The organism is Pseudomonas sp. E6002 (genome assembly GCF_013385565.1).
Lineage (GTDB): Bacteria > Pseudomonadota > Gammaproteobacteria > Pseudomonadales > Pseudomonadaceae > Aquipseudomonas.
In genome coordinates this window covers 1-17,671 of sequence record NZ_JACAPT010000030.1, presented here as the reverse complement: position 1 = coordinate 17,671, position 17,671 = coordinate 1, and the positions used below count along the sequence as shown (strand labels likewise).

Sequence of the window (17,671 nt, the reverse complement as noted above, 5' to 3'; positions counted from 1 at the left end):
TGGAATGACCAGTCACGTGAAAAAAAGGGACAGGCTTCAGCCACTATTTTTTGATTATTACGGTTTGATGCCTTTGAGCTTCTGGAGCAGCTCCATCAATTGCTCCAGGGATTCCTCGCCGAACTGCTCCTGAATCTTCAGGTAATTGCTTTCCATCCCGGCGCTCATGTCGACGAAACACTGCTGGCCCTGTTCGGTCAGGGCGACGAACACCCGGCGCTGGTCTTCGGCGGATTTGCGCCGGCGCACGATGCCGTCACGCTCCAGCCGCCCCAGTACGCCGGTCATGCTCGGCTTGAGGATGCATGCGAGGTGCGCCAGTTGGTGGCTTTCGAGTTCGCCTTGCTGGCGCAGGATGCGGATCACCCGCCACTGCTGTTCGGTCAGGTCATGTTCATTGAGCAACGGCCGGAAGAACGCCATGGTCGCTTCGCGGGCCTGGAGCAAGGTGAGCGTAAGGGACGGTCTGGGGGTGGGCATGGTTCACGCGCAATAGAGGTCGAAGCGACGAAGCTTAGAGTCGGTGTCCCGCGTGCGCAACCCGACGCACGCAGCAAGTCGTTAATTTCGAAACGAATTCATAAAAACCTGTTAATCCAGCTATTCAGCTTAAAGATAACATGTTAACAATATGCCCGCCCCTGCCCTGGTGGCGGGCTCTACCAACAAAAACAACAAAAGGAACGCCCCTCATGCATTCGTGCCTCTTTCGCACGGCGGCAAGCGCTGGCCTGTGCGCCGCGTTTAGCCCTCTGGTCGCCCACGCCGACTTCATCCAGGACAGCAAGGCCAGCCTGGACCTGCGCAATTTCTACATGAACCGCGACTTTCGCCAGGCCAACGCGCCACAGAACAAGGCAGACGAATGGGCGCAAGGTTTTGTGCTGCGCCTGGAGTCGGGCTATACCGAAGGCGTGGTCGGGTTTGGCGTGGACGCCCTGGGTGAAATGGGCCTGAAGCTCGACTCCAGCCGCGACCGCCGGGGCACCGGGCTGTTGCCGTCTGGCGCCAGCGGCGAGCCGGCCGACAGCTACAGCGAACTCGGCCTGACCGCCAAGCTGCGCCTGTCGAAGACCGTGCTCAAGCTCGGCACCCTGCAACCGCTGTTGCCGGTGGCCGCCTATAACGACACCCGGCTGCTGCCGTCGACCTACAACGGTGAACTGGTGACCTCCCAGGACATCGACGGCCTGACCCTGAACGTCGGCCGCCTGGAAAAACAGAACCTGCGGGACTCCTCCAACAACGAGTCCATGAGCTACGGCGGCGTCAACAGCAGCCACCTGGACCTCGCCGGCGGCACCTACGCGATCAACCCGCACCTGGCCGCGACCTATTACTACGCGCAGATGCAGGACATCTACCGCCAGAATTTCATCGGCCTGGTGCATGACCTGCCGCTGGCCCAGGGCGTGAACCTGCGCACCGACCTGCGCTACTTCGACACCCGCGAGCAAGGCAGCGCCCTGCTGCGCAGCGCTTCGCGGGTCGACGGCGGGCGGATCGACAACCGCTTTTTCAACGGCATGTTCAGTTTGTCGGTGGGCGCACACAAATTCGGCCTGGGCTTTCAGAGCCTTTCCGGCGACGGCGACTTTGCCTTCCCGGGGCAAGATCCGTATTCGGTCAACCTGGTGACAATCAATATCTTCACCAAGGCCAACACCGATGCCTGGCAGGCGCGCTACGACTACAACTTCGCCGCCCTCGGCCTGCCGGGCCTGACCTTCATGACCCGCTACGTCGACGGCAGCCACGCGCAAACCGCCACGGTGCGCAACGGCCGGGAATGGGAGCGCGACACCGACCTGGTCTACACCGTGCAGAGCGGCCCGCTGAAGAACGTCAACGTGCGCCTGCGCAATGCGACCCTGCGCTCAAGCAACGGCCTGACCAGCGACATCGACGAAAGCCGGGTGATCATCGGCTACACCGTAGCCCTGTGGTAACGCTGGCCACCTCAACGCAACCCCGATTGACGCTGGCGGTATTCCCCCGGCGTCATCTGCGCGTAGCGCTGGAAGAACCGGCTGAAATACGCCGGGTCCTTGAACCCCAACTGGTAGCAGATTTCATTCGCCGAACTGCCGGTGAACAGCAGCAGGCGTCGGGCCTCCTGCATCAGCCGCTCCAGAATCAGGCGCTTGGACGGCAGGTCGGCGATGCGTCGGCACACCTCGTTGAGCCGCGCTTCAGTGACGCCGATACCGTCGGCGTAGCGCGACAGCGGCCAGTGTTGCAGGTAGTGGTCTTCGATCAGTTCGTTGAAGCGGTGGAAGATCCGCAGGTCTTCGTGCCGTGCAGGCCGGGCTTCCAGGGAATTGGCGCAGAGCCGCAGCAGGCTGATCATGATCAGCCGTGTCAGGCTGTCCAGCGCCGAACCGCGCCCGCTGGCCTGGGCGTTGATCTCGCTGCACAGCTCATCAAACAGGAATTCCAGGCGGCGCACCTCGGGCTGAAACTCCGGGGCCAGCCGCGCCAACGCCACGCAGGCCGCCGGCAATTGTGCGCCGGGGGCCAGGCTGGGGTCGGCGTCAATCAAGGCCCACACCAGTTGCTGGCGCACGGTCAGCACATGGCCGTCGGCGTCGGCTTCGGTGACGAACGAATGCGCCACCGTCGGCGGCGTGAGGAAAAACATCGGCCCGGATTCGAGGTACTGCTGGTCGTCCAGGTAGACCCGCACCGCGCCGGTCTTGACGTAATGCACCTGGAAAAACCGGTCATGGCGATGCACCGGCATGTTGCGGCCAAAAAATCCCGCCAGGTTGCCGAGCCGGTCGTAGTGCACCTCGGCATCGCTGTAACGCTGGTCGTAGACCTGCCCGATGTTGATGTTGGGGATCGGCTGACGATCGCTCATCACTGCATTCTCTTTGTTGTTTTGACTGCCCTGAAATATTGCCACGCTTGACGATAGTTAACATCTTAATTATAACGTTAACACGTTAACGAATTTCCCACGGTGCAGGTCCGAATCTGCCCCGCCACTGCCAGGAGAAAAGCATGAGCCGTGCCCTGCATGATGTTGCGAACGGCACCCTGTTCGGCGTTGCGCTGAACTACCAGGGGTTGCTGAACCAACGTCTCGCCGAATTCGAACAAGCGCCTTACCAGAAACCACCGGTGAAGCCGGTGCTGTTCATCAAGACGCCCAATACCCGCAACGGCCACGACGGCGTGGTACTGCACCCGCAAGGTGAACGCCTGCAACCGGGCCCGGCACTCGGGGTGGTGATTGGCAAGAGTGCCAGCCGGGTCAGTGTCGAAAATGCCCTGGAGCATGTGGCGGGCTACACCATCGTCAATGAGTTCAGCCTGCCGGAAGACAGCTACTACCGCCCGGCGGTGAAAGCCAAGTGCCGGGACGGTTTCTGCGCATTGGGCCCGGAACTGGTGGCCCGCGACCAGGTCGCCAATCCGCATCAATTGAGCGTGAAGCTGTTCGTCAACGGTGAACTGCGCCAGCAAAACTCCACCGCCAACTTCGTACGCAGCCTGCCGCAGTTAATCGCCGAGATCAGCGAGTTCATGACCCTGCACGAGGGCGACCTGCTGATCACCGGCACGCCCGAAGGCCGGGTGGATGTGCAACCCGGCGACACGGTTGAAGTCGAGATCAGCGGCCTGGGCCGCCTGGTCAACCACATCAAGGCAGAGGAGCTGTCATGAAACACGCCCGTATTCGCTTTGAAGGTGAAGCCCACCAGGTGCTGGTAGAAGCTGAAAACGCCGTGCGCCTGGCCGACGGTCGCCTGCTGGCTGAAGACCAGGTCGAATGGCTGCCACCGGCCACCGGCAGCATGTTTGCCCTCGGCCTGAACTACGCCGACCACGCCGCCGAACTGGCCTTCAAGCCACCGACCGAACCGCTGGCGTTCATCAAGTCCCCCGGCACCTACACCGGCCACAACCAGGTGACCTGGCGCCCGGACAACGTCGCCTACATGCACTACGAGTGCGAACTGGTGGCAGTCATCGGCAAGCCTGCGCGCAACGTCAAGCGCGAGAACGCCCTGGAGTATCTGGCCGGCTACACGGTGTGCAACGACTACGCGATCCGCGACTACCTGGAAAACTACTACCGCCCCAACCTGCGGGTGAAAAACCGCGACGCCACCACGCCCGTGGGCCCATGGATCGTGGATGTCGCCGACGTGCCGGACCCGAGCAACCTGAAGCTGCGCACCTGGATCAACGGTGAACTGCGCCAGGAAGGCAGTACGAAAGACATGATTTTCGACATCCCGTATTTGATCGAGTACCTGTCCAGCTTCATGACCCTGCAGCCCGGCGACATGATCGCCACCGGCACCCCGGAAGGCCTGGCGGATGTGGTGCCGGGGGATGAAGTGGTCGTGGAAGTGGAAGGCGTCGGTCGCCTGGTCAATCGAATTGTCAGCGAGGCGGAATTCTTCTCCGCCCGTAAAGAGGCTTGAGCAACATGATCAAACACTGGATCAACGGCCGTGAGGTCGAGAGCAAAGACACCTTCATCAACTACAACCCGGCCACCGGCGAAGCCATCGGTGAAGTCGCCAGCGGTGGGGCCGAGGAAGTGGCGCAGGCGGTAGCGGCCGCCAAGGAAGCCTTTCCGAAGTGGGCGGGAACGCCGGCCAAGGAACGGGCCCGCCTGATGCGCAAGCTCGGTGAGCTGATCGAACAGAACGTGCCGCACCTGGCCGAACTGGAAACCCTCGACACCGGCCTGCCGATCCACCAGACCAGGAACGTGCTGATTCCCCGGGCGTCCCACAACTTCGATTTCTTCGCCGAAGTCTGCACCCGCATGGACGGCCACAGTTACCCGGTGGACGACCAGATGCTCAACTACACCCTTTACCAGCCGGTGGGTGTGTGCGCGTTGGTGTCGCCATGGAACGTGCCGTTCATGACCGCCACCTGGAAGACTGCGCCGTGCCTGGCGCTGGGCAATACCGCGGTGCTGAAGATGTCCGAGCTGTCGCCGCTGACGGCCAATGAACTGGGGCGCCTGGCGGTCGAAGCCGGGATCCCCAACGGCGTGCTGAACGTGATCCAGGGCTACGGCGCCACCGCCGGTGATGCGCTGGTGCGCCACCCGGACGTGCGGGCGATTTCCTTCACCGGCGGTACCGCCACCGGCAAGAAAATCATGCAGACCGCCGGGCTGAAAAAGTACTCCATGGAACTGGGCGGCAAGTCGCCGGTGCTGATCTTTGAAGACGCCGACCTGGACCGCGCCCTCGACGCGGCACTGTTCACCATCTTCTCGCTCAACGGTGAACGCTGCACCGCCGGCAGCCGGATCTTCATTCAGGAGAGCGTATACCCGCAGTTCGTCGCCGAATTTGCCGCCCGCGCCAAGCGCCTGATCGTCGGCGACCCGCAGGACCCGAAGACCCAGGTCGGCTCGATGATCACCCAGGCCCACTACGACAAGGTCACCGGCTACATCAGGATTGGCCTCGAGGAAGGCGCCACCCTGCTGGCCGGCGGCCTGGAACGCCCGGCCAACCTGCCGGCGCACTTGAGCCGCGGGCAGTTTATCCAGCCGACGGTGTTTGCCGATGTGAACAACCAGATGCGCATCGCCCAGGAAGAGATCTTCGGCCCGGTGGTGTGCCTGATCCCGTTCAAGGACGAAGCCGAAGCGCTGCAACTGGCCAACGACACCGAGTACGGCCTGGCGTCCTATATCTGGACCCAGGACATCGGCAAGGCGCATCGTCTGGCCTACGGCATCGAAGCCGGCATGGTGTTCATCAACAGCCAGAACGTGCGGGACTTGCGCCAGCCGTTTGGTGGGGTAAAAGGTTCCGGCACCGGCCGTGAAGGCGGCCAGTACAGCTTCGAAGTGTTTGCCGAGATCAAGAACGTGTGCATTTCCATGGGCAGTCACCACATCCCGCGCTGGGGTGTGTAACCCGGATAAAACAACGCTACCTGTAGGAGCGAGCTTGCTCGCGAAGAACCCGCAGGCGCCGCGGGCTAACAGAAGTGCTGCGTTATCGTTGACGTTTTTCGCGAGCAAGCTCGCTCCTACAAAAGAATAAATACTCAGGAGAATGATCATGGGCGAAGTGGTTCTGGCAGCAAAGATCTGCCACGTTCCCTCGATGTACCTGTCGGAACTGCCTGGCAAGCACCACGGTTGCCGCGAAGCAGCCATCGCCGGGCACAAGGAAATCGGGCGGCGCGCCCGTGAACTGGGGGCCGACACCGCCGTGGTGTTCGACGTGCACTGGCTGGTCAACAGCGGCTATCACGTCAATTGCGGCGAGCATTTCAAGGGCACCTACACCAGCAACGAGCTGCCGCACTTCATCAAGAACATGGAGTACGAGTACCCGGGCTGCCCCGAGCTGGGCGAGTTGATCGCCGCCGAGGCCAACCTGGCCGGCGTGCGCACCATGGCCCACAACATCCCGAGCCTGGAGCTGGAATACGGCACCCTGGTGCCGATGCGCTACATGCACATGGGCGTGCCGGACGCGCAGAAGTTCGACGTGATCTCGATTGCCGCGTGGTGCGCCTGGCACCGCCTGGAAGACAGCTTCGCGTTTGGCGCCGCCGTGCGCCGCGCCATCGAAAAGAGCGACCGCAAAGTGCTGGTGCTGGCCTCGGGCTCCCTCTCCCACCGTTTCTCGGACGACCGCGAAGCCGAAGCCAACATCCACAACTGGACCCGTGAATTCGACAAACAGATGGACCTGCACGTGGTGGAGATGTGGAAGCAAGGCCGCTTCAAGGAGTTCTGCGCAATGCTACCGGACTACGCCGAGCACTGCTTCGGCGAAGGCAAGATGCACGACACCGCAATGCTCCTGGGACTGCTGGGCGGGCCGGACTACAACCAGCCGGCCGAGATCATCACCCAGCCATTCGGCAGCTCGGGCACCGGCCAGATCAATGCCATTTTCCCTTTATGAGCCTTGGTGAAGATCACCTGTAGGAGCTGGCTTGCCTGCGATGCAGGCACCTCGGTGTATCTGTCTCACCGAGTTGATGCCATCGCAGGCAAGCCAGCTCCTACAAGGAATTCGCTGCACCTCACCCAAAGAGGAGATACACATGCCGCACTTCATCGCCGAATACACCGACAACATCGAGCAGCAGGCCAACCTGCCGGCCCTGTTCGAGCAGGTTCACGCCGTGCTGGGGGACAGCGGCGTGTTTCCCCTGGGGGGCATCCGCAGTCGCGGAGTGCGCCTGGACACCTGGCGCATGGCCGACGGCAAGCATGACTACGCCTTCGTCCACATGACCCTCAAGGTCGGCCACGGGCGCGACCTGGAAACCCGAAAAACGGTGGCCGAAGCCCTGTTCAAGGTCATCACCGAACACTTCGCCGCGCTGCAATCCCAGCGGTTGCTGGCGTTGTCGTTCGAGATGATCGAGCTGCACCCCGAGCTGAATTTCAAGCAGAACAACGTGCACGCATTCCTGAAGAACCAGGCGGGCTGACCACAGCCCACCTTTCCGCCCATGGCCACTCAAACAAAAAAGAACAACATCATGAGCACAGCCACTACCGCCGACAGCACCACCCTGATCGAACATCAGCGCACCCACAGCATCGTCACCTGGCGACTGATGCCGTTGCTGCTGATCTGCTACCTGTTTGCCCACCTGGACCGCATCAACATCGGCTTCGCCAAGATGCAGATGAGCACCGACCTGCACTTCAGCGACACGGTGTACGGCCTCGGTGCCGGCCTGTTTTTCATCGCCTACGCGCTGTTCGGCGTACCCAGCAACATGGCCCTGGACCGGGTCGGCCCACGGCGCTGGATCGCCTGCCTGATGGTGGTGTGGGGCGTGCTCTCCACCAGCATGCTGTGGATCGAAAGCTCCACGGGCTTCTACGTGCTGCGCTTTCTGCTGGGGGTGGCCGAAGCCGGCTTCTTCCCGGGGATCCTGGTGTTCCTCAACCGCTGGTACCCGGCCCGCCGCCGCGCGCAAGTCACCGCACTGTTTGCGATTGCCGTGCCCATGGCCGGTGTGATTGGCGGCCCGTTGTCCGGTGCAATCCTGGAGAACTTCCATGATTTCGGCGGGCTGCGGGGCTGGCAGTGGATGTTCCTGATCGAAGGCGCCCCGGTGGTGCTGCTCGGCCTGGTCGTCCTGAAATACCTGCCCGACAGCTTCGAAACCGTGAAATGGCTGGAGCCCGCGCAAAAGCAACAACTGCGCGAGCAACTGAGCACCGAAGAACAGCGCAAATCCATCACCTCCTTCGGCGGCATCCTGCGTGACCCGCAGGTGTGGCTGCTGGTGGCGGTGTACTTCGCGGTGATGCTGGCGGTGAACACCCTGGCGTTCTGGATGCCCACCCTGATCCACGGCGCCGGCATCGGCCGCGACAGCCAGGTCGGCCTGCTGAGCGCCGTACCGTATCTGGCCGGGTGCTTCTTCATGATCGGCTGCGGGCGCTCGTCCGACCGCAACCGCGAACGCCGCTGGCACCTGTGCGTGCCGTTGCTGATGTCGGCCATCGGTATTGCGGTGGCCGGGCTCTCGCCCACCAACCCGACCCTGGTGCTGGGTGGCCTGATCCTCGCCGGCATGGGCGCCAGCGCTGCGCTGCCGATGTTCTGGCAATTGCCGCCGGCGTTCCTGTCCAACAGCACCCAGGCGGCCGGCATCGCGCTGATCAGCTCGTTCGGCAGCATCGCTTCGTTCCTCGCGCCCTACCTGATCGGCTGGATGCGCGACACCACCCAAAGCGCGAGCCTGGCCCTGTACGTGCTGGCGCTGCTTATCGCCCTCGGCGGCCTGCTGGTGCTGCGCACCCATGCGGCCATCGTCAATCCCCAGTAGAGATTTTGTCATGCTTGATCAAGCCCTTATTCAGCAAGCCGCCGCCCGCCTCGACCAGGCCGAGCGTTCCCGTGAACAGGTGCGCCAGTTTTCCATGGAGCATCCGAACATCACGATTGAAGACGCCTACGCCATCCAGCGCGCCTGGGTGGCCCGGAAAATCAAGGACGGGCGCAAGCTGGTCGGGCACAAGATCGGCCTGACGTCGCGGGCGATGCAGGTGTCGTCGAACATCACCGAGCCGGATTACGGCGCCCTGCTCGATGACATGTTCTTCGACGAAGGCACCGACATCCCCTTCGAGCGCTTCATCGTGCCGAGGGTGGAAGTGGAACTGGCGTTCATCCTCGGCAAGCCGCTCAAGGGCCCGAACTGCACGATTTTCGATGTGCTCGATGCCACGGAATGGGTGATCCCGGCGCTGGAAATCATCGACGCCCGCATCCAGCAGATCGACCCGCACACCAACGCCACCCGCAAGGTGTTCGACACCATTTCCGACAACGCCGCCAATGCCGGCGTGGTGATGGGCGGCCGCGCCGTGCGCCCCACCGAGATCGACCTGCGCAAGGTGCCGGCGGTGCTGTACCGCAACGGGGTGATCGAAGAGTCCGGGGTGTCGGCTGCGGTACTTAACCATCCGGCCAAGGGCGTGGCCTGGCTGGCGAACAAACTGGCGCCGTACGACGTCACCCTGCAACCCGGCCAGATCATCCTCGGCGGCTCCTTCACCCGCCCGGTGGCGGCGAATCCGGGTGACACCTTCCATGTCGACTACGACATGCTGGGTTCCATCTCCTGCCGCTTTGTCTGAATACTGGAGGACTGTTTCATGGACATGCCCATCAACCGCTTCAAGCAGCGCCTGCAACGTGGCGAGACCCAGATCGGCCTGTGGCTCGGTTTGGCGGACGCTTATTGCGCCGAACTGGCGGCGAATGCCGGGTTCGACTGGCTGCTGATCGACGGCGAGCACGCGCCCAATGACCTGCGCGGCATGCTCGGCCAACTGCAGGCTGTCGCGCCTTATGACAGCCAACCGGTGATTCGCCCGGTGATCGGCGATACGGCGTTGATCAAGCAGGTGCTGGATATCGGCGTGCAGACGCTGTTGGTGCCGATGGTGGAGACGGCTGACCAGGCACGGCAGCTGGTGCGGGCGATGCGTTATCCACCGGGTGGTGTACGGGGCGTGGGCAGCGCGCTGGCGCGGGCGTCGCGCTGGAACAGTATTCCCGGTTACCTGGATGAGGCCGATGCGCAGATGTGCCTGCTGGTGCAGATCGAGAACCGTGAAGGCCTGGACAACCTCGATGCGATTGCGGCGGTTGACGGAGTGGACGGGGTGTTTATCGGCCCGGCGGACCTGAGCGCGGCCATGGGGCACCGGGGGAATCCCGGGCACCCCGAGGTGCAGGCGGCGATTGAGGACGCGATTGGGCGGATTCAAAAAGCCGGCAAGGCGGCGGGCATCTTGAGTGCGGATGAGAAACTGGCGCGGCGGTATATCGAGCTTGGGGCGGCGTTTGTGGCGGTAGGGGTGGATACGACGGTGTTGATGCGCGGGTTGCAGGGGTTGGCGGCGAAATTCAAAGACACCGCAACACCGGCCATTACCGGCGGCGTGTACTGACGCTCTGAAACCACAAAGATCCAAAATGTGGGAGCGGGCTTGCTCGCGAAAGCGGTGTATCAGTGCCAGGTTTGTTGGCTGACCCACCGCATTCGCGAGCAAGCCCGCTCCCACATTTGGATCGGCGGTGTGTCAGCGCTTGATAGTCTTCAACTCATCCAGCAACCCCAGCAACACCTGCAACTTCTCCTCCCCGAACTGCTCCTGCAACCGCTGGTAATTCTCCTCCATGCACTGGCTCATCGACTCGAAACTGGCCTTGCCCTTCTCCGCCAGCGTCACCAGCACCCGCCGCTGATCCTGCTCGGCCTTGCGCCGGTGCACCATCCCCGCCGCCTCCATGCGCACCAGCACGCCGGTCATGCTCGGCTTGAGAATGCACGCCAGTTCCGCCAGTTGGTAAATCTCCAGCTCGTCATGCTGGCTGAGAATTCGAATAACCCGCCATTGCTGCTCGGTCAGCCCATGCTCATTCAGCGAGGGCCGGAAAAAACTCATGGCCGCTTCACGGGCCTGAAGCAAGGTCAGGGTCAGGGATTGTCTGGGTTTCAACATAGGCTCAGGGTCACGATAGATTTAGTTAATGTTTTAACGAAACTCTAACACTCTCCTCCCCACCTCACGCTATAACTTGTGAAGCCGGCGAAGGCTCTGGCGCGCAGGATCAAAACCGGCGGCACACAGAATCAAGACATCCAGCGCGCCAACGGCCTTAATACACTCATTAGCTCTTCACTGTCAGGCAGCGCAATGATCAATATCGAAACGCCGACCTATTACACGGCGACCAAGAAATACAACCTCAGCTTCCCCACCCTGGAGCAGGACGTGGAAGCCGACGTGGTGATCATCGGTGGCGGCTTTTCCGGGATCAACACCGCCCTGGAGCTCGCCGAAAAAGGCATCACCAACATCGTCGTGCTGGAAGCGCGTTACCTGGGTTTTGGCGGTACCGGGCGCAACGGTGGGCAGATCATGGCCGGCATCGGCCACGACCTGGAAAAGATCAAGAAGGACGTGGGTGAAGACGGCCTGCGCCAGATCTTCGAGATCAGCGACCTGGGCGCCGACATCATCAAGAACCGCATCGCCAAGTACGACATCGATGCCGACTTCTGCCACGGCTATGGCTACATGGGCTTCAACGCCCGCCAGGAAAAGACCCTGCGCGCCTGGGAGAAAGACTTCAAATCCATCAACACCCAACACGAGATCCGCTTTCTTGGCGGCTCCGACGTCAAGCAGATCATCGGCTCCGACGCCTACAGCAGCGCCCTGCTGCACATGGGCGGCGGGCATGTGCACTCGTTGAACCTGCTGCTGGGCGAAGCCAAGGCCCTGGCCGGCCACGGCGTGCGGATTTTCGAGAACAGCCCGGCGCTGGAAGTCAGTTATGGCGAGCGCATCACCGTGCGCACCGGCCGCGGTTCGGTCAAGGCCAGCAAGCTGCTATGGGCCTGCGACAGTTTCCTCAACAAGCTGGAGCCGGAACTGCACCGCTCGACCATCAACACCTACGCGTTCCAGATGATGACCGAGCCGTTGTCCGAAGAACTGATCAACCGTATCAGCCCGATTCGCGGGGCCTACAGCGACATTCGCCCGGTGATCGACTACTACCGCGTCACCAACGAAAACCGCCTGCTGTTCGGCGCCGCCACGCCTTTGGTGGAGCACATTCCCGGCGATTTGAAAGCCTGGAACCGCAACCTGATGCTGAAGATTTTCCCGTACCTCAAGGACGTGAAGATCGACCTGGCCTGGGGCGGCCCGATGGCCTGCAGCCCGAACCTGTTCCCGCAGATCGGCACCCTGCCCGGGCGCAGCAACGCGTTCTATGTGCAGGGCTATTCGGGCTTCGGCGTGACCCCAAGCCACATCATCTGCAAGGTGCTGGCCGAAGGCATGAGCGAAGGCTCGGCGCGGTATGACCTGGTCAGCTCGATCCATCGCCCGACCATCATCGGCAAGGACGCGATCCGCCCGCTGCTGCTCACCGCCGGAAAATCCTGGCATCAGCTCTCCGGTTACTGGAACGGCCGCCGCTGACAAACACCTGTAGGAGCGAGCTTGCTCGCGAAAAACCCAAGGGCGCCGCGTTAATCCAGGACGCCAACGTCATCGTTGACGACCTTCGCGAGCAAGCTCGCTCCTACAGTTGGTCACTAATTTTTTCTCATCAGGAGCAACTGCCATGACCCTCGTTACCCTCAAGAAAGACATCCAGCTATCCGAACTCGACGCCTGGGGCACCGTCGCCGACCTCGGCTCGACCATCCTCGAAGGCGAAGTCCGGGCCTTCGGCAAAATGACCTTCGGTGCCCCCACCGACCCGGTCAGCAGCGCCTATTTCGGCACCACCCAGGGCAAGTTCCGCATGGTCTATCCGTTTGCCGAACAGGCCACCGTGGTCACCGGCGAAGTGGTGCTCACCGACGAGTCCACCGGCCAGAGCACCCGCTACAAGGCCGGTGACAGCTGGTTCGTGACCAAGGGCACCCCGGTGCTGTGGGAAGTGGTCAGCGAAAGTTTCGTCAAACACTACTTCGCCGTGGTGTGATAGCCCCGGCTGCCGGCACCCGTCGGCAGCCCTCTGGCGCAGGTGCCCCCCCATGCACGCTCTCCCCGCCCACGAAGTCGCCGACCAGTGCCTGCAGGCTTTCACCCGCTTGATTCCGGTCAGCCAGGCCGCGTTCTATTGCGTCGACCGCCAGCTGCAAGCCCGGGATTTCCAGTTGCACGGCATGAGCGGCGAAATGCACCGCGACTACCTCGACAACTACCGCCAATTCGACCCGTTGCAACCGCGCAACTGCCTGTCCAGTGGCCTGGCGGTGGTGCCGCTGGGCCTTGCCATGGCCCGCCAGCCGGCGCGGGATACCCGGCGCTATGGGGATTTTCTGCGGCGCTATGGCGTGGTCGATGTGGTGGAGATTTTCGCCCAGCGGGCCGGCCAGCCCCAGGCGGCGATTTCGCTGTTGCGCACCGCCGACCAGGGCGCTTTCACCGGCGAGCAACTGGCCCAACTGAACGCCCTGCAAACCTTGCTGCAACTGGCGGTGGCCAACATGCAGCCCACTGAAGAGGCGCTGGCCGGTCTCACACCCAAGGAGCGCCAGATCGCCCTGCTGTTGCGCCAGGGCGCCAGCAATAAACAGCTGGCCCAGGAGCTGGACGTCGGCCTGCCCACCATCAAGACCCACCTGATCAACCTGTTTCGCAAGACCGGCGTCAGCAGTCGTACCGAGCTGGTGGGCAGCCTGTTTCTGTAGTTCGCCTCAACCATCCGGTTGATACCCGCGCCTGCTCCCGGGCGCGATGATTCGTGGTGTTCACCCACCCAACCGGAGCATCGCAAATGACCACCCCTTCTGACTGGATCACCGTGGGCGCCCTGGCCGACGGCTTCGCCCCAGAGGCATTTATCCTGCCGAACCTGGCCGACCTGAGCGGCAAGGCCTTCACGCTGCACTTCGCCAATGGCTGGCAGATCGAGCACCGGTTCGAGCGCGACAGCCTGTCCTGGGTCGCGGCCGACGGTCACTCCAGCGGCAGCGCCACCTACCGTGCGACCTCGGTGCGCCCAGGCCTGTACCTGGTGGATTTCATCAAGCGCGAAGGCACGCAGGACTGGTCGGTCAGCCTGGTGCTCGACACCGCCAGCGCTTCGTTCACCGCTGTGCTCGGGCGCATGCCCACCCAGGAACAAACCCGCGAAGGCCTCTACAGCCGCGCCCTTGCCGGCAAGCCGCTGACTTCAGTGGAAGTGGAATTCCTCCACGGCAGCCTCGACCGCCCGTGGCAGCCAGGCCAATGCCCCCACGCACCAACCACCGACCTGATCGGCCTGCGCAACCAGTATCGCTACAGCCCGAGCGAGGTCTACGAGCACATCTACCTCAACCACCAGTTCTACGCCTGGCAATGCCTCAAGGGTGTCGAGCAAGGCCTGTGCGACACCGACCGCTGCGATTACTACAAGATCGCCGACCAGCTCTACCTGTTCGTCTGGCGCGAAAAAATCATCCCCACCCTCGGCCTGGTGCTGATCGACCTGCAGCAACACCGCAGCGACGGCAAGATCTTTGGCTATGCCGACGCCTCCTTCGATGAACTATCGAACTTTCCCATCAGTTCCTACTGCCAGGTGCTCAATCGCACGGAGCATCCTGATGACTGAGCCGCGCACGATTGTGATCACCGGGGCCGGCACGGGCATCGGTGCTGCGTGCGCCCGGCTGTATGCTGCCGAGGGTGCGCAGTTGATACTGATCGGCCGTCGTCGCGAACCGCTGGAGCAGGTCGCGCGGGAAACCGGGGGGTTGGTGTTGGTGGGTGATGCGGCCTGCCCGCAGACCTGGGAGGGTTTTATTGCGCAGATTCGCCAGCACTATGGGCGGATCGACGTGCTGCTGGCCTGTGCGGGCGGCCATGGCGTGGGCAGCGCCACCGACACCAGCCCGCAGACCTGGGAAGCGGCGCTGCGCAGCAACCTCGACAGCGCCTTCTACAGTGCGCGGGCGTGTTTGCCGCTGCTGCTGGAAAGTGGCGGGAACATCGTGCTGATGGGTTCGATTGCCTCACTGGCTGCCGGGCCCGAGGTGTGCGGCTACACCACGGCCAAGCATGCCTTGCTCGGGCTCAATCGCTCGCTGGCGCGGGATTACGGCCCGCGCGGGGTGCGGGTGAACGCGGTGTGCCCCGGCTGGGTGCGCACGCCGATGGCGGATGAGGAGATGCAGCCGTTGATGGACTTTTATGGCGAAACGCTGCAACACGCCTATGACCGGGTGTGCGCCGACGTGCCGTTGCGCCGGCCGGCCAGCGCTGAAGAAATCGCCAGGGTGTGCCGCTTCCTGGCCTCCAGTGACGCGTCGATCATTACGGGTGCGACGCTGGTGGCGGACGGGGGCTCAAGCATTGTCGATGTGCCGACGCTGGCCTATGCGCGTATGGAGCAGCGTCATGAATGAAGACCTGGATTTCACTGGTCGCAACGTATTGGTAACGGGTGGCGCCCAGGGTATTGGTCGGGCCATCGTCGAAGCGTTTGCCCTGCGGGGCGCGCGGGTGATGATCGCCGACCTGCAACTGGCAGAGGCGCTCGCGCTGGAGCTGTGCGGGCGCGGCTGCCAGGTGGAAGCGGTGACGGTGGATCTGGCGGATGCGGCTGCGGTTTTCGAGCTGATTGCAGGGGTGGAGCACGACTGGGAGCGGCTGGATATTCTGGTGCATAACGCCGGGTATTTTCCGCTGACGCCCTTTGCCGAGATCACTCCGGCGATGCTCGGCCGTACCTTGGCGGTCAACCTCTCGGCGTTGTTCTGGCTGACCCAGGCGGCGCTGCCGATGTTCCGCCGTCAGGGTCGGGGCTGCGTGCTGGTTACGTCGTCTGTCACGGGGCCGCGGGTTGCGTTTCCGGGGTTGAGTCACTATGCGGCGTCGAAGGCCGGGGTCAACGGGTTCATTCGCAATGCGGCGCTGGAACTGGCCGGTTTGAATGTGCGAGTCAACGGTGTGGAGCCCGGCATGATCGCAACCCCGGCCATGGGCAACCTGGGGGATGACCAGGTAAATGCACAGATCGCCAGCCGGGTGCCACTGGGACGGCTGGGCGCACCGTCGGATATTGCCGGGGCAATGCTGTTCCTGGCATCGGACCTGGCGGGCTATATCACTGGGCAGACGCTGGTGGTGGATGGCGGCTCGACCTTGCCGGAGGTTTAACGAAACGTCCTACCGAACTGCCGGATAACCTCTACTCCCCTGCCCTGAGAACCTCTGCAAAGTCCCTCGCCTGATCACACAGCGCGAGGGAACGCCGATGTTTTTTTCGATTAATGCCCTGCCCGATGGGGCTGCCTCTTGATTCCCGCCATTGGCTTTCTGGTCGTGGCGGCGATGGACCCGAAGACGCGCGACGTCGATGGGGTTCTCAACGACTTCACACATTGCCTGAACACCTACGACGCGTGGGCCGAGAGCTTCTGGAGCTTTTCGGCGCTGGATGTCGAGCAGGTGTTCAAGGTCGGCGACGAGGTTTCGCTGGTCGCGCCCATCACCCGTTCCCTGTATCCCGCCAGCACCGTCGCGACCTGCAAGGCCAACTCACCGTTGACCCTGGTGCACATGTTCCAGAGCACACGGTTCGTGCCCATCGGCAATACGCCGGTGATGCTGCAGGAAGTCGCGCAAGACGGTGGTCCCCTCGGCGATCCCATCCATAAGACCATCGGCCCCAGCGGCATGCTCGAAGTCACCGAGTGCACCGTCGACCGGCAGTATCGAGTCAGCTTCTACCCCAACGTTTCCAGGGACCACATCAAGGCACTGTATGCCTCCTATCAGTCCGAGATCAGCTCGCTGGAAGGCAACTTGCGCGGTCAGTGGACGAGCACGTTCAAGCCGATATGGGAGAGCTATGCCAAGGCGGGTTATGGCGAGCGCTACACCTCGCTGCAACTGGCTTATGCGCGGGGCTTTGAAAACGTGCTTTACGGCCTCTGGGACGGTATTGCGCAGCTGTACCAGTGGTTGGCAGACATCAAGCCCAACAGCGAAAAGCTCCTGCAGTACCTCTCCCAAGCCGAGCTTGGAGCGCTCCTGAAGCTCAGTCATGAGGCGATTGCCAAAGGATTGTTGATTCTCAGCGACGAGCCGCTGCTGTTCATCTACCTGTCCGCAATGGTCAGTTGGATGCGCATGCTGCCGCCGCACTACATGTTTGAGTTGCTCGGGGAAATCACCACCGAGGTGTTGCTCAACCTGCTGTTGCTGTGGGCTACCGGCGGTATGGGTGTGGCGGTACGGCTGGGCGCGCAGGTGCTGGGCAAGGTCAGGTCCGAGCGGGCACGGGAGTGGTTGGAACAGATTGCCAAGTTGGGCGGTACGGCCCCGCTGGATAGGCATGCGGAGGTGCTTAAGCCGTTATCGCTTCAGAGTCATGCAGTGCCGGTGAAGGCTGCGGCGGTGCCGTTGAAGGCTGGCGTGGACGAGATTTCCAACCCGGCACCGATGGTGCGGGAGCCGAAGACGGCGCGCACGGCGTTGGTGAAGCAGGAGCCTGTGGATGATGTGCCTGCTTCGGCGAAAAATCCCAATGGAGATGCTTCGGTCTGTTCGGCGAATACCTGTACCAATGGCTGCCCGGTTTCGATGGTTACCGGTGAAGAGCTGCTGACCCTTACGGATGGCTCGTTGGAGGGTGTGCTGCCGTTTGCCTGGACGCGGTTGTAT

The 17,671-nt window shown here is 62.6% G+C and carries 19 protein-coding genes; 16 read left to right on the top strand and 3 right to left on the bottom strand.

Going from position 1 to position 17,671, the window contains the following annotated elements; genetic code table 11:
* Positions 1-57: 57 nt before the first annotated feature.
* Entirely contained in the window at positions 58-480 is a 423-nt protein-coding gene (gene hpaR / locus HX815_RS24465; RefSeq protein WP_008437189.1) for a homoprotocatechuate degradation operon regulator HpaR, read from the bottom strand.
* A gap of 212 nt (positions 481-692) precedes the next feature.
* Here hpaR (HX815_RS24465) and HX815_RS24460 point away from each other — a divergent pair, with 212 nt between their 5' ends.
* A complete protein-coding gene (locus HX815_RS24460; protein ID WP_177029011.1) occupies positions 693-1,949 on the top strand; it encodes an OprD family porin in 1,257 nt (418 codons plus the stop codon).
* Between the two features lie 11 nt (positions 1,950-1,960).
* On the opposite strand, the gene hpaA is transcribed toward HX815_RS24460, so the two are convergent.
* Positions 1,961-2,863, bottom strand: a complete 903-nt coding sequence (hpaA, locus tag HX815_RS24455; protein WP_003209891.1) for a 4-hydroxyphenylacetate catabolism regulatory protein HpaA — start codon at positions 2,861-2,863, stop codon at positions 1,961-1,963.
* A 143-nt stretch (positions 2,864-3,006) separates the two neighbouring features.
* On the opposite strand from hpaA, the gene HX815_RS24450 reads away from it, so the two are divergent.
* The 8 genes from HX815_RS24450 (at position 3,007) to hpaI (ending at position 10,435) form a co-directional block, all read left to right on the top strand.
* A complete protein-coding gene (locus tag HX815_RS24450; RefSeq protein WP_102368624.1) occupies positions 3,007-3,672 on the top strand; it encodes a fumarylacetoacetate hydrolase family protein in 666 nt (221 codons plus the stop codon).
* Positions 3,669-4,439: a fumarylacetoacetate hydrolase family protein gene (locus HX815_RS24445; protein ID WP_134326178.1), complete on the top strand. Its 771-nt coding sequence runs from the start codon at positions 3,669-3,671 to the stop codon at positions 4,437-4,439. Before HX815_RS24450 ends, HX815_RS24445 begins: the two co-directional genes overlap by 4 nt.
* A gap of 5 nt (positions 4,440-4,444) precedes the next feature.
* Positions 4,445-5,905, top strand: a complete 1,461-nt coding sequence (hpaE, locus tag HX815_RS24440; RefSeq protein WP_017478950.1) for a 5-carboxymethyl-2-hydroxymuconate semialdehyde dehydrogenase — start codon at positions 4,445-4,447, stop codon at positions 5,903-5,905.
* 148 nt (positions 5,906-6,053) lie between these two features.
* The gene (gene hpaD / locus HX815_RS24435) at positions 6,054-6,911 is read left to right on the top strand and encodes a 3,4-dihydroxyphenylacetate 2,3-dioxygenase (RefSeq protein WP_003209884.1); all 858 of its coding nucleotides are present in this window, start codon (positions 6,054-6,056) and stop codon (positions 6,909-6,911) included.
* Positions 6,912-7,053: 142 nt separating this feature from the next.
* The gene (locus tag HX815_RS24430; protein WP_008437184.1) at positions 7,054-7,446 is read left to right on the top strand and encodes a 5-carboxymethyl-2-hydroxymuconate Delta-isomerase; all 393 of its coding nucleotides are present in this window, start codon (positions 7,054-7,056) and stop codon (positions 7,444-7,446) included.
* A gap of 51 nt (positions 7,447-7,497) precedes the next feature.
* Positions 7,498-8,802 (top strand): MFS transporter, encoded by a 1,305-nt coding sequence (locus HX815_RS24425; protein ID WP_177029010.1) that lies wholly within the window; start codon positions 7,498-7,500, stop codon positions 8,800-8,802.
* A 10-nt stretch (positions 8,803-8,812) separates the two neighbouring features.
* Positions 8,813-9,616: a 2-oxo-hept-4-ene-1,7-dioate hydratase gene (gene hpaH / locus HX815_RS24420; RefSeq protein WP_177021252.1), complete on the top strand. Its 804-nt coding sequence runs from the start codon at positions 8,813-8,815 to the stop codon at positions 9,614-9,616.
* Between the two features lie 18 nt (positions 9,617-9,634).
* Positions 9,635-10,435 carry a 4-hydroxy-2-oxoheptanedioate aldolase gene (gene hpaI, locus HX815_RS24415; RefSeq protein WP_177029009.1) on the top strand — a complete coding sequence of 267 codons (801 nt, stop codon included), beginning with the start codon at positions 9,635-9,637 and terminating at the stop codon, positions 10,433-10,435.
* Between the two features lie 132 nt (positions 10,436-10,567).
* Here hpaI and hpaR (HX815_RS24410) read toward each other — a convergent pair whose 3' ends face one another.
* Entirely contained in the window at positions 10,568-10,990 is a 423-nt protein-coding gene (gene hpaR, locus HX815_RS24410) for a homoprotocatechuate degradation operon regulator HpaR (RefSeq protein WP_003209875.1), read from the bottom strand.
* 195 nt (positions 10,991-11,185) lie between these two features.
* Between hpaR (HX815_RS24410) and HX815_RS24405 the strand changes: the two genes are divergently transcribed.
* The 7 genes from HX815_RS24405 to HX815_RS24375 form a co-directional block, all read left to right on the top strand.
* Positions 11,186-12,484 (top strand): FAD-binding oxidoreductase, encoded by a 1,299-nt coding sequence (locus HX815_RS24405; RefSeq protein ID WP_177029008.1) that lies wholly within the window; start codon positions 11,186-11,188, stop codon positions 12,482-12,484.
* 145 nt (positions 12,485-12,629) lie between these two features.
* Complete coding sequence (locus HX815_RS24400; protein ID WP_003209872.1) at positions 12,630-12,995, top strand: cupin domain-containing protein; 366 nt, start codon at positions 12,630-12,632, stop codon at positions 12,993-12,995.
* Positions 12,996-13,047: 52 nt separating this feature from the next.
* Positions 13,048-13,707 (top strand): LuxR C-terminal-related transcriptional regulator, encoded by a 660-nt coding sequence (locus HX815_RS24395; RefSeq protein ID WP_177029007.1) that lies wholly within the window; start codon positions 13,048-13,050, stop codon positions 13,705-13,707.
* Between the two features lie 86 nt (positions 13,708-13,793).
* Complete coding sequence (locus HX815_RS24390) at positions 13,794-14,615, top strand: molybdenum cofactor biosynthesis F family protein (protein ID WP_177022139.1); 822 nt, start codon at positions 13,794-13,796, stop codon at positions 14,613-14,615.
* Complete coding sequence (locus HX815_RS24385; RefSeq protein ID WP_177022140.1) at positions 14,608-15,408, top strand: SDR family NAD(P)-dependent oxidoreductase; 801 nt, start codon at positions 14,608-14,610, stop codon at positions 15,406-15,408. The genes HX815_RS24390 and HX815_RS24385 overlap by 8 nt, the downstream gene beginning before the upstream one ends.
* Positions 15,401-16,162 (top strand): SDR family oxidoreductase, encoded by a 762-nt coding sequence (locus HX815_RS24380; protein ID WP_177022141.1) that lies wholly within the window; start codon positions 15,401-15,403, stop codon positions 16,160-16,162. The genes HX815_RS24385 and HX815_RS24380 overlap by 8 nt, the downstream gene beginning before the upstream one ends.
* Before the next feature lie 174 nt (positions 16,163-16,336).
* The coding region (locus HX815_RS24375; protein WP_256344249.1) for a DUF6531 domain-containing protein at positions 16,337-17,671 on the top strand (1,335 nt) is incomplete at its 3' end.

Excerpts from the sequence above, each read along its gene's own strand:
- hpaR (WP_008437189.1), bottom strand. The coding sequence starts at position 480 with ATGCCCACCCCCAGACCGTCCCTTACGCTCACCTTGCTCCAGGCCCGC.
- HX815_RS24460 (WP_177029011.1), top strand. The coding sequence starts at position 693 with ATGCATTCGTGCCTCTTTCGCACGGCGGCAAGCGCTGGCCTGTGCGCC.
- hpaA (WP_003209891.1), bottom strand. The coding sequence starts at position 2,863 with ATGAGCGATCGTCAGCCGATCCCCAACATCAACATCGGGCAGGTCTAC.
- HX815_RS24450 (WP_102368624.1), top strand. The coding sequence starts at position 3,007 with ATGAGCCGTGCCCTGCATGATGTTGCGAACGGCACCCTGTTCGGCGTT.
- HX815_RS24445 (WP_134326178.1), top strand. The coding sequence starts at position 3,669 with ATGAAACACGCCCGTATTCGCTTTGAAGGTGAAGCCCACCAGGTGCTG.
- hpaE (WP_017478950.1), top strand. The coding sequence starts at position 4,445 with ATGATCAAACACTGGATCAACGGCCGTGAGGTCGAGAGCAAAGACACC.
- hpaD (WP_003209884.1), top strand. The coding sequence starts at position 6,054 with ATGGGCGAAGTGGTTCTGGCAGCAAAGATCTGCCACGTTCCCTCGATG.
- HX815_RS24430 (WP_008437184.1), top strand. The coding sequence starts at position 7,054 with ATGCCGCACTTCATCGCCGAATACACCGACAACATCGAGCAGCAGGCC.
- HX815_RS24425 (WP_177029010.1), top strand. The coding sequence starts at position 7,498 with ATGAGCACAGCCACTACCGCCGACAGCACCACCCTGATCGAACATCAG.
- hpaH (WP_177021252.1), top strand. The coding sequence starts at position 8,813 with ATGCTTGATCAAGCCCTTATTCAGCAAGCCGCCGCCCGCCTCGACCAG.
- hpaI (WP_177029009.1), top strand. The coding sequence starts at position 9,635 with ATGGACATGCCCATCAACCGCTTCAAGCAGCGCCTGCAACGTGGCGAG.
- hpaR (WP_003209875.1), bottom strand. The coding sequence starts at position 10,990 with ATGTTGAAACCCAGACAATCCCTGACCCTGACCTTGCTTCAGGCCCGT.
- HX815_RS24405 (WP_177029008.1), top strand. The coding sequence starts at position 11,186 with ATGATCAATATCGAAACGCCGACCTATTACACGGCGACCAAGAAATAC.
- HX815_RS24400 (WP_003209872.1), top strand. The coding sequence starts at position 12,630 with ATGACCCTCGTTACCCTCAAGAAAGACATCCAGCTATCCGAACTCGAC.
- HX815_RS24395 (WP_177029007.1), top strand. The coding sequence starts at position 13,048 with ATGCACGCTCTCCCCGCCCACGAAGTCGCCGACCAGTGCCTGCAGGCT.
- HX815_RS24390 (WP_177022139.1), top strand. The coding sequence starts at position 13,794 with ATGACCACCCCTTCTGACTGGATCACCGTGGGCGCCCTGGCCGACGGC.
- HX815_RS24385 (WP_177022140.1), top strand. The coding sequence starts at position 14,608 with ATGACTGAGCCGCGCACGATTGTGATCACCGGGGCCGGCACGGGCATC.
- HX815_RS24380 (WP_177022141.1), top strand. The coding sequence starts at position 15,401 with ATGAATGAAGACCTGGATTTCACTGGTCGCAACGTATTGGTAACGGGT.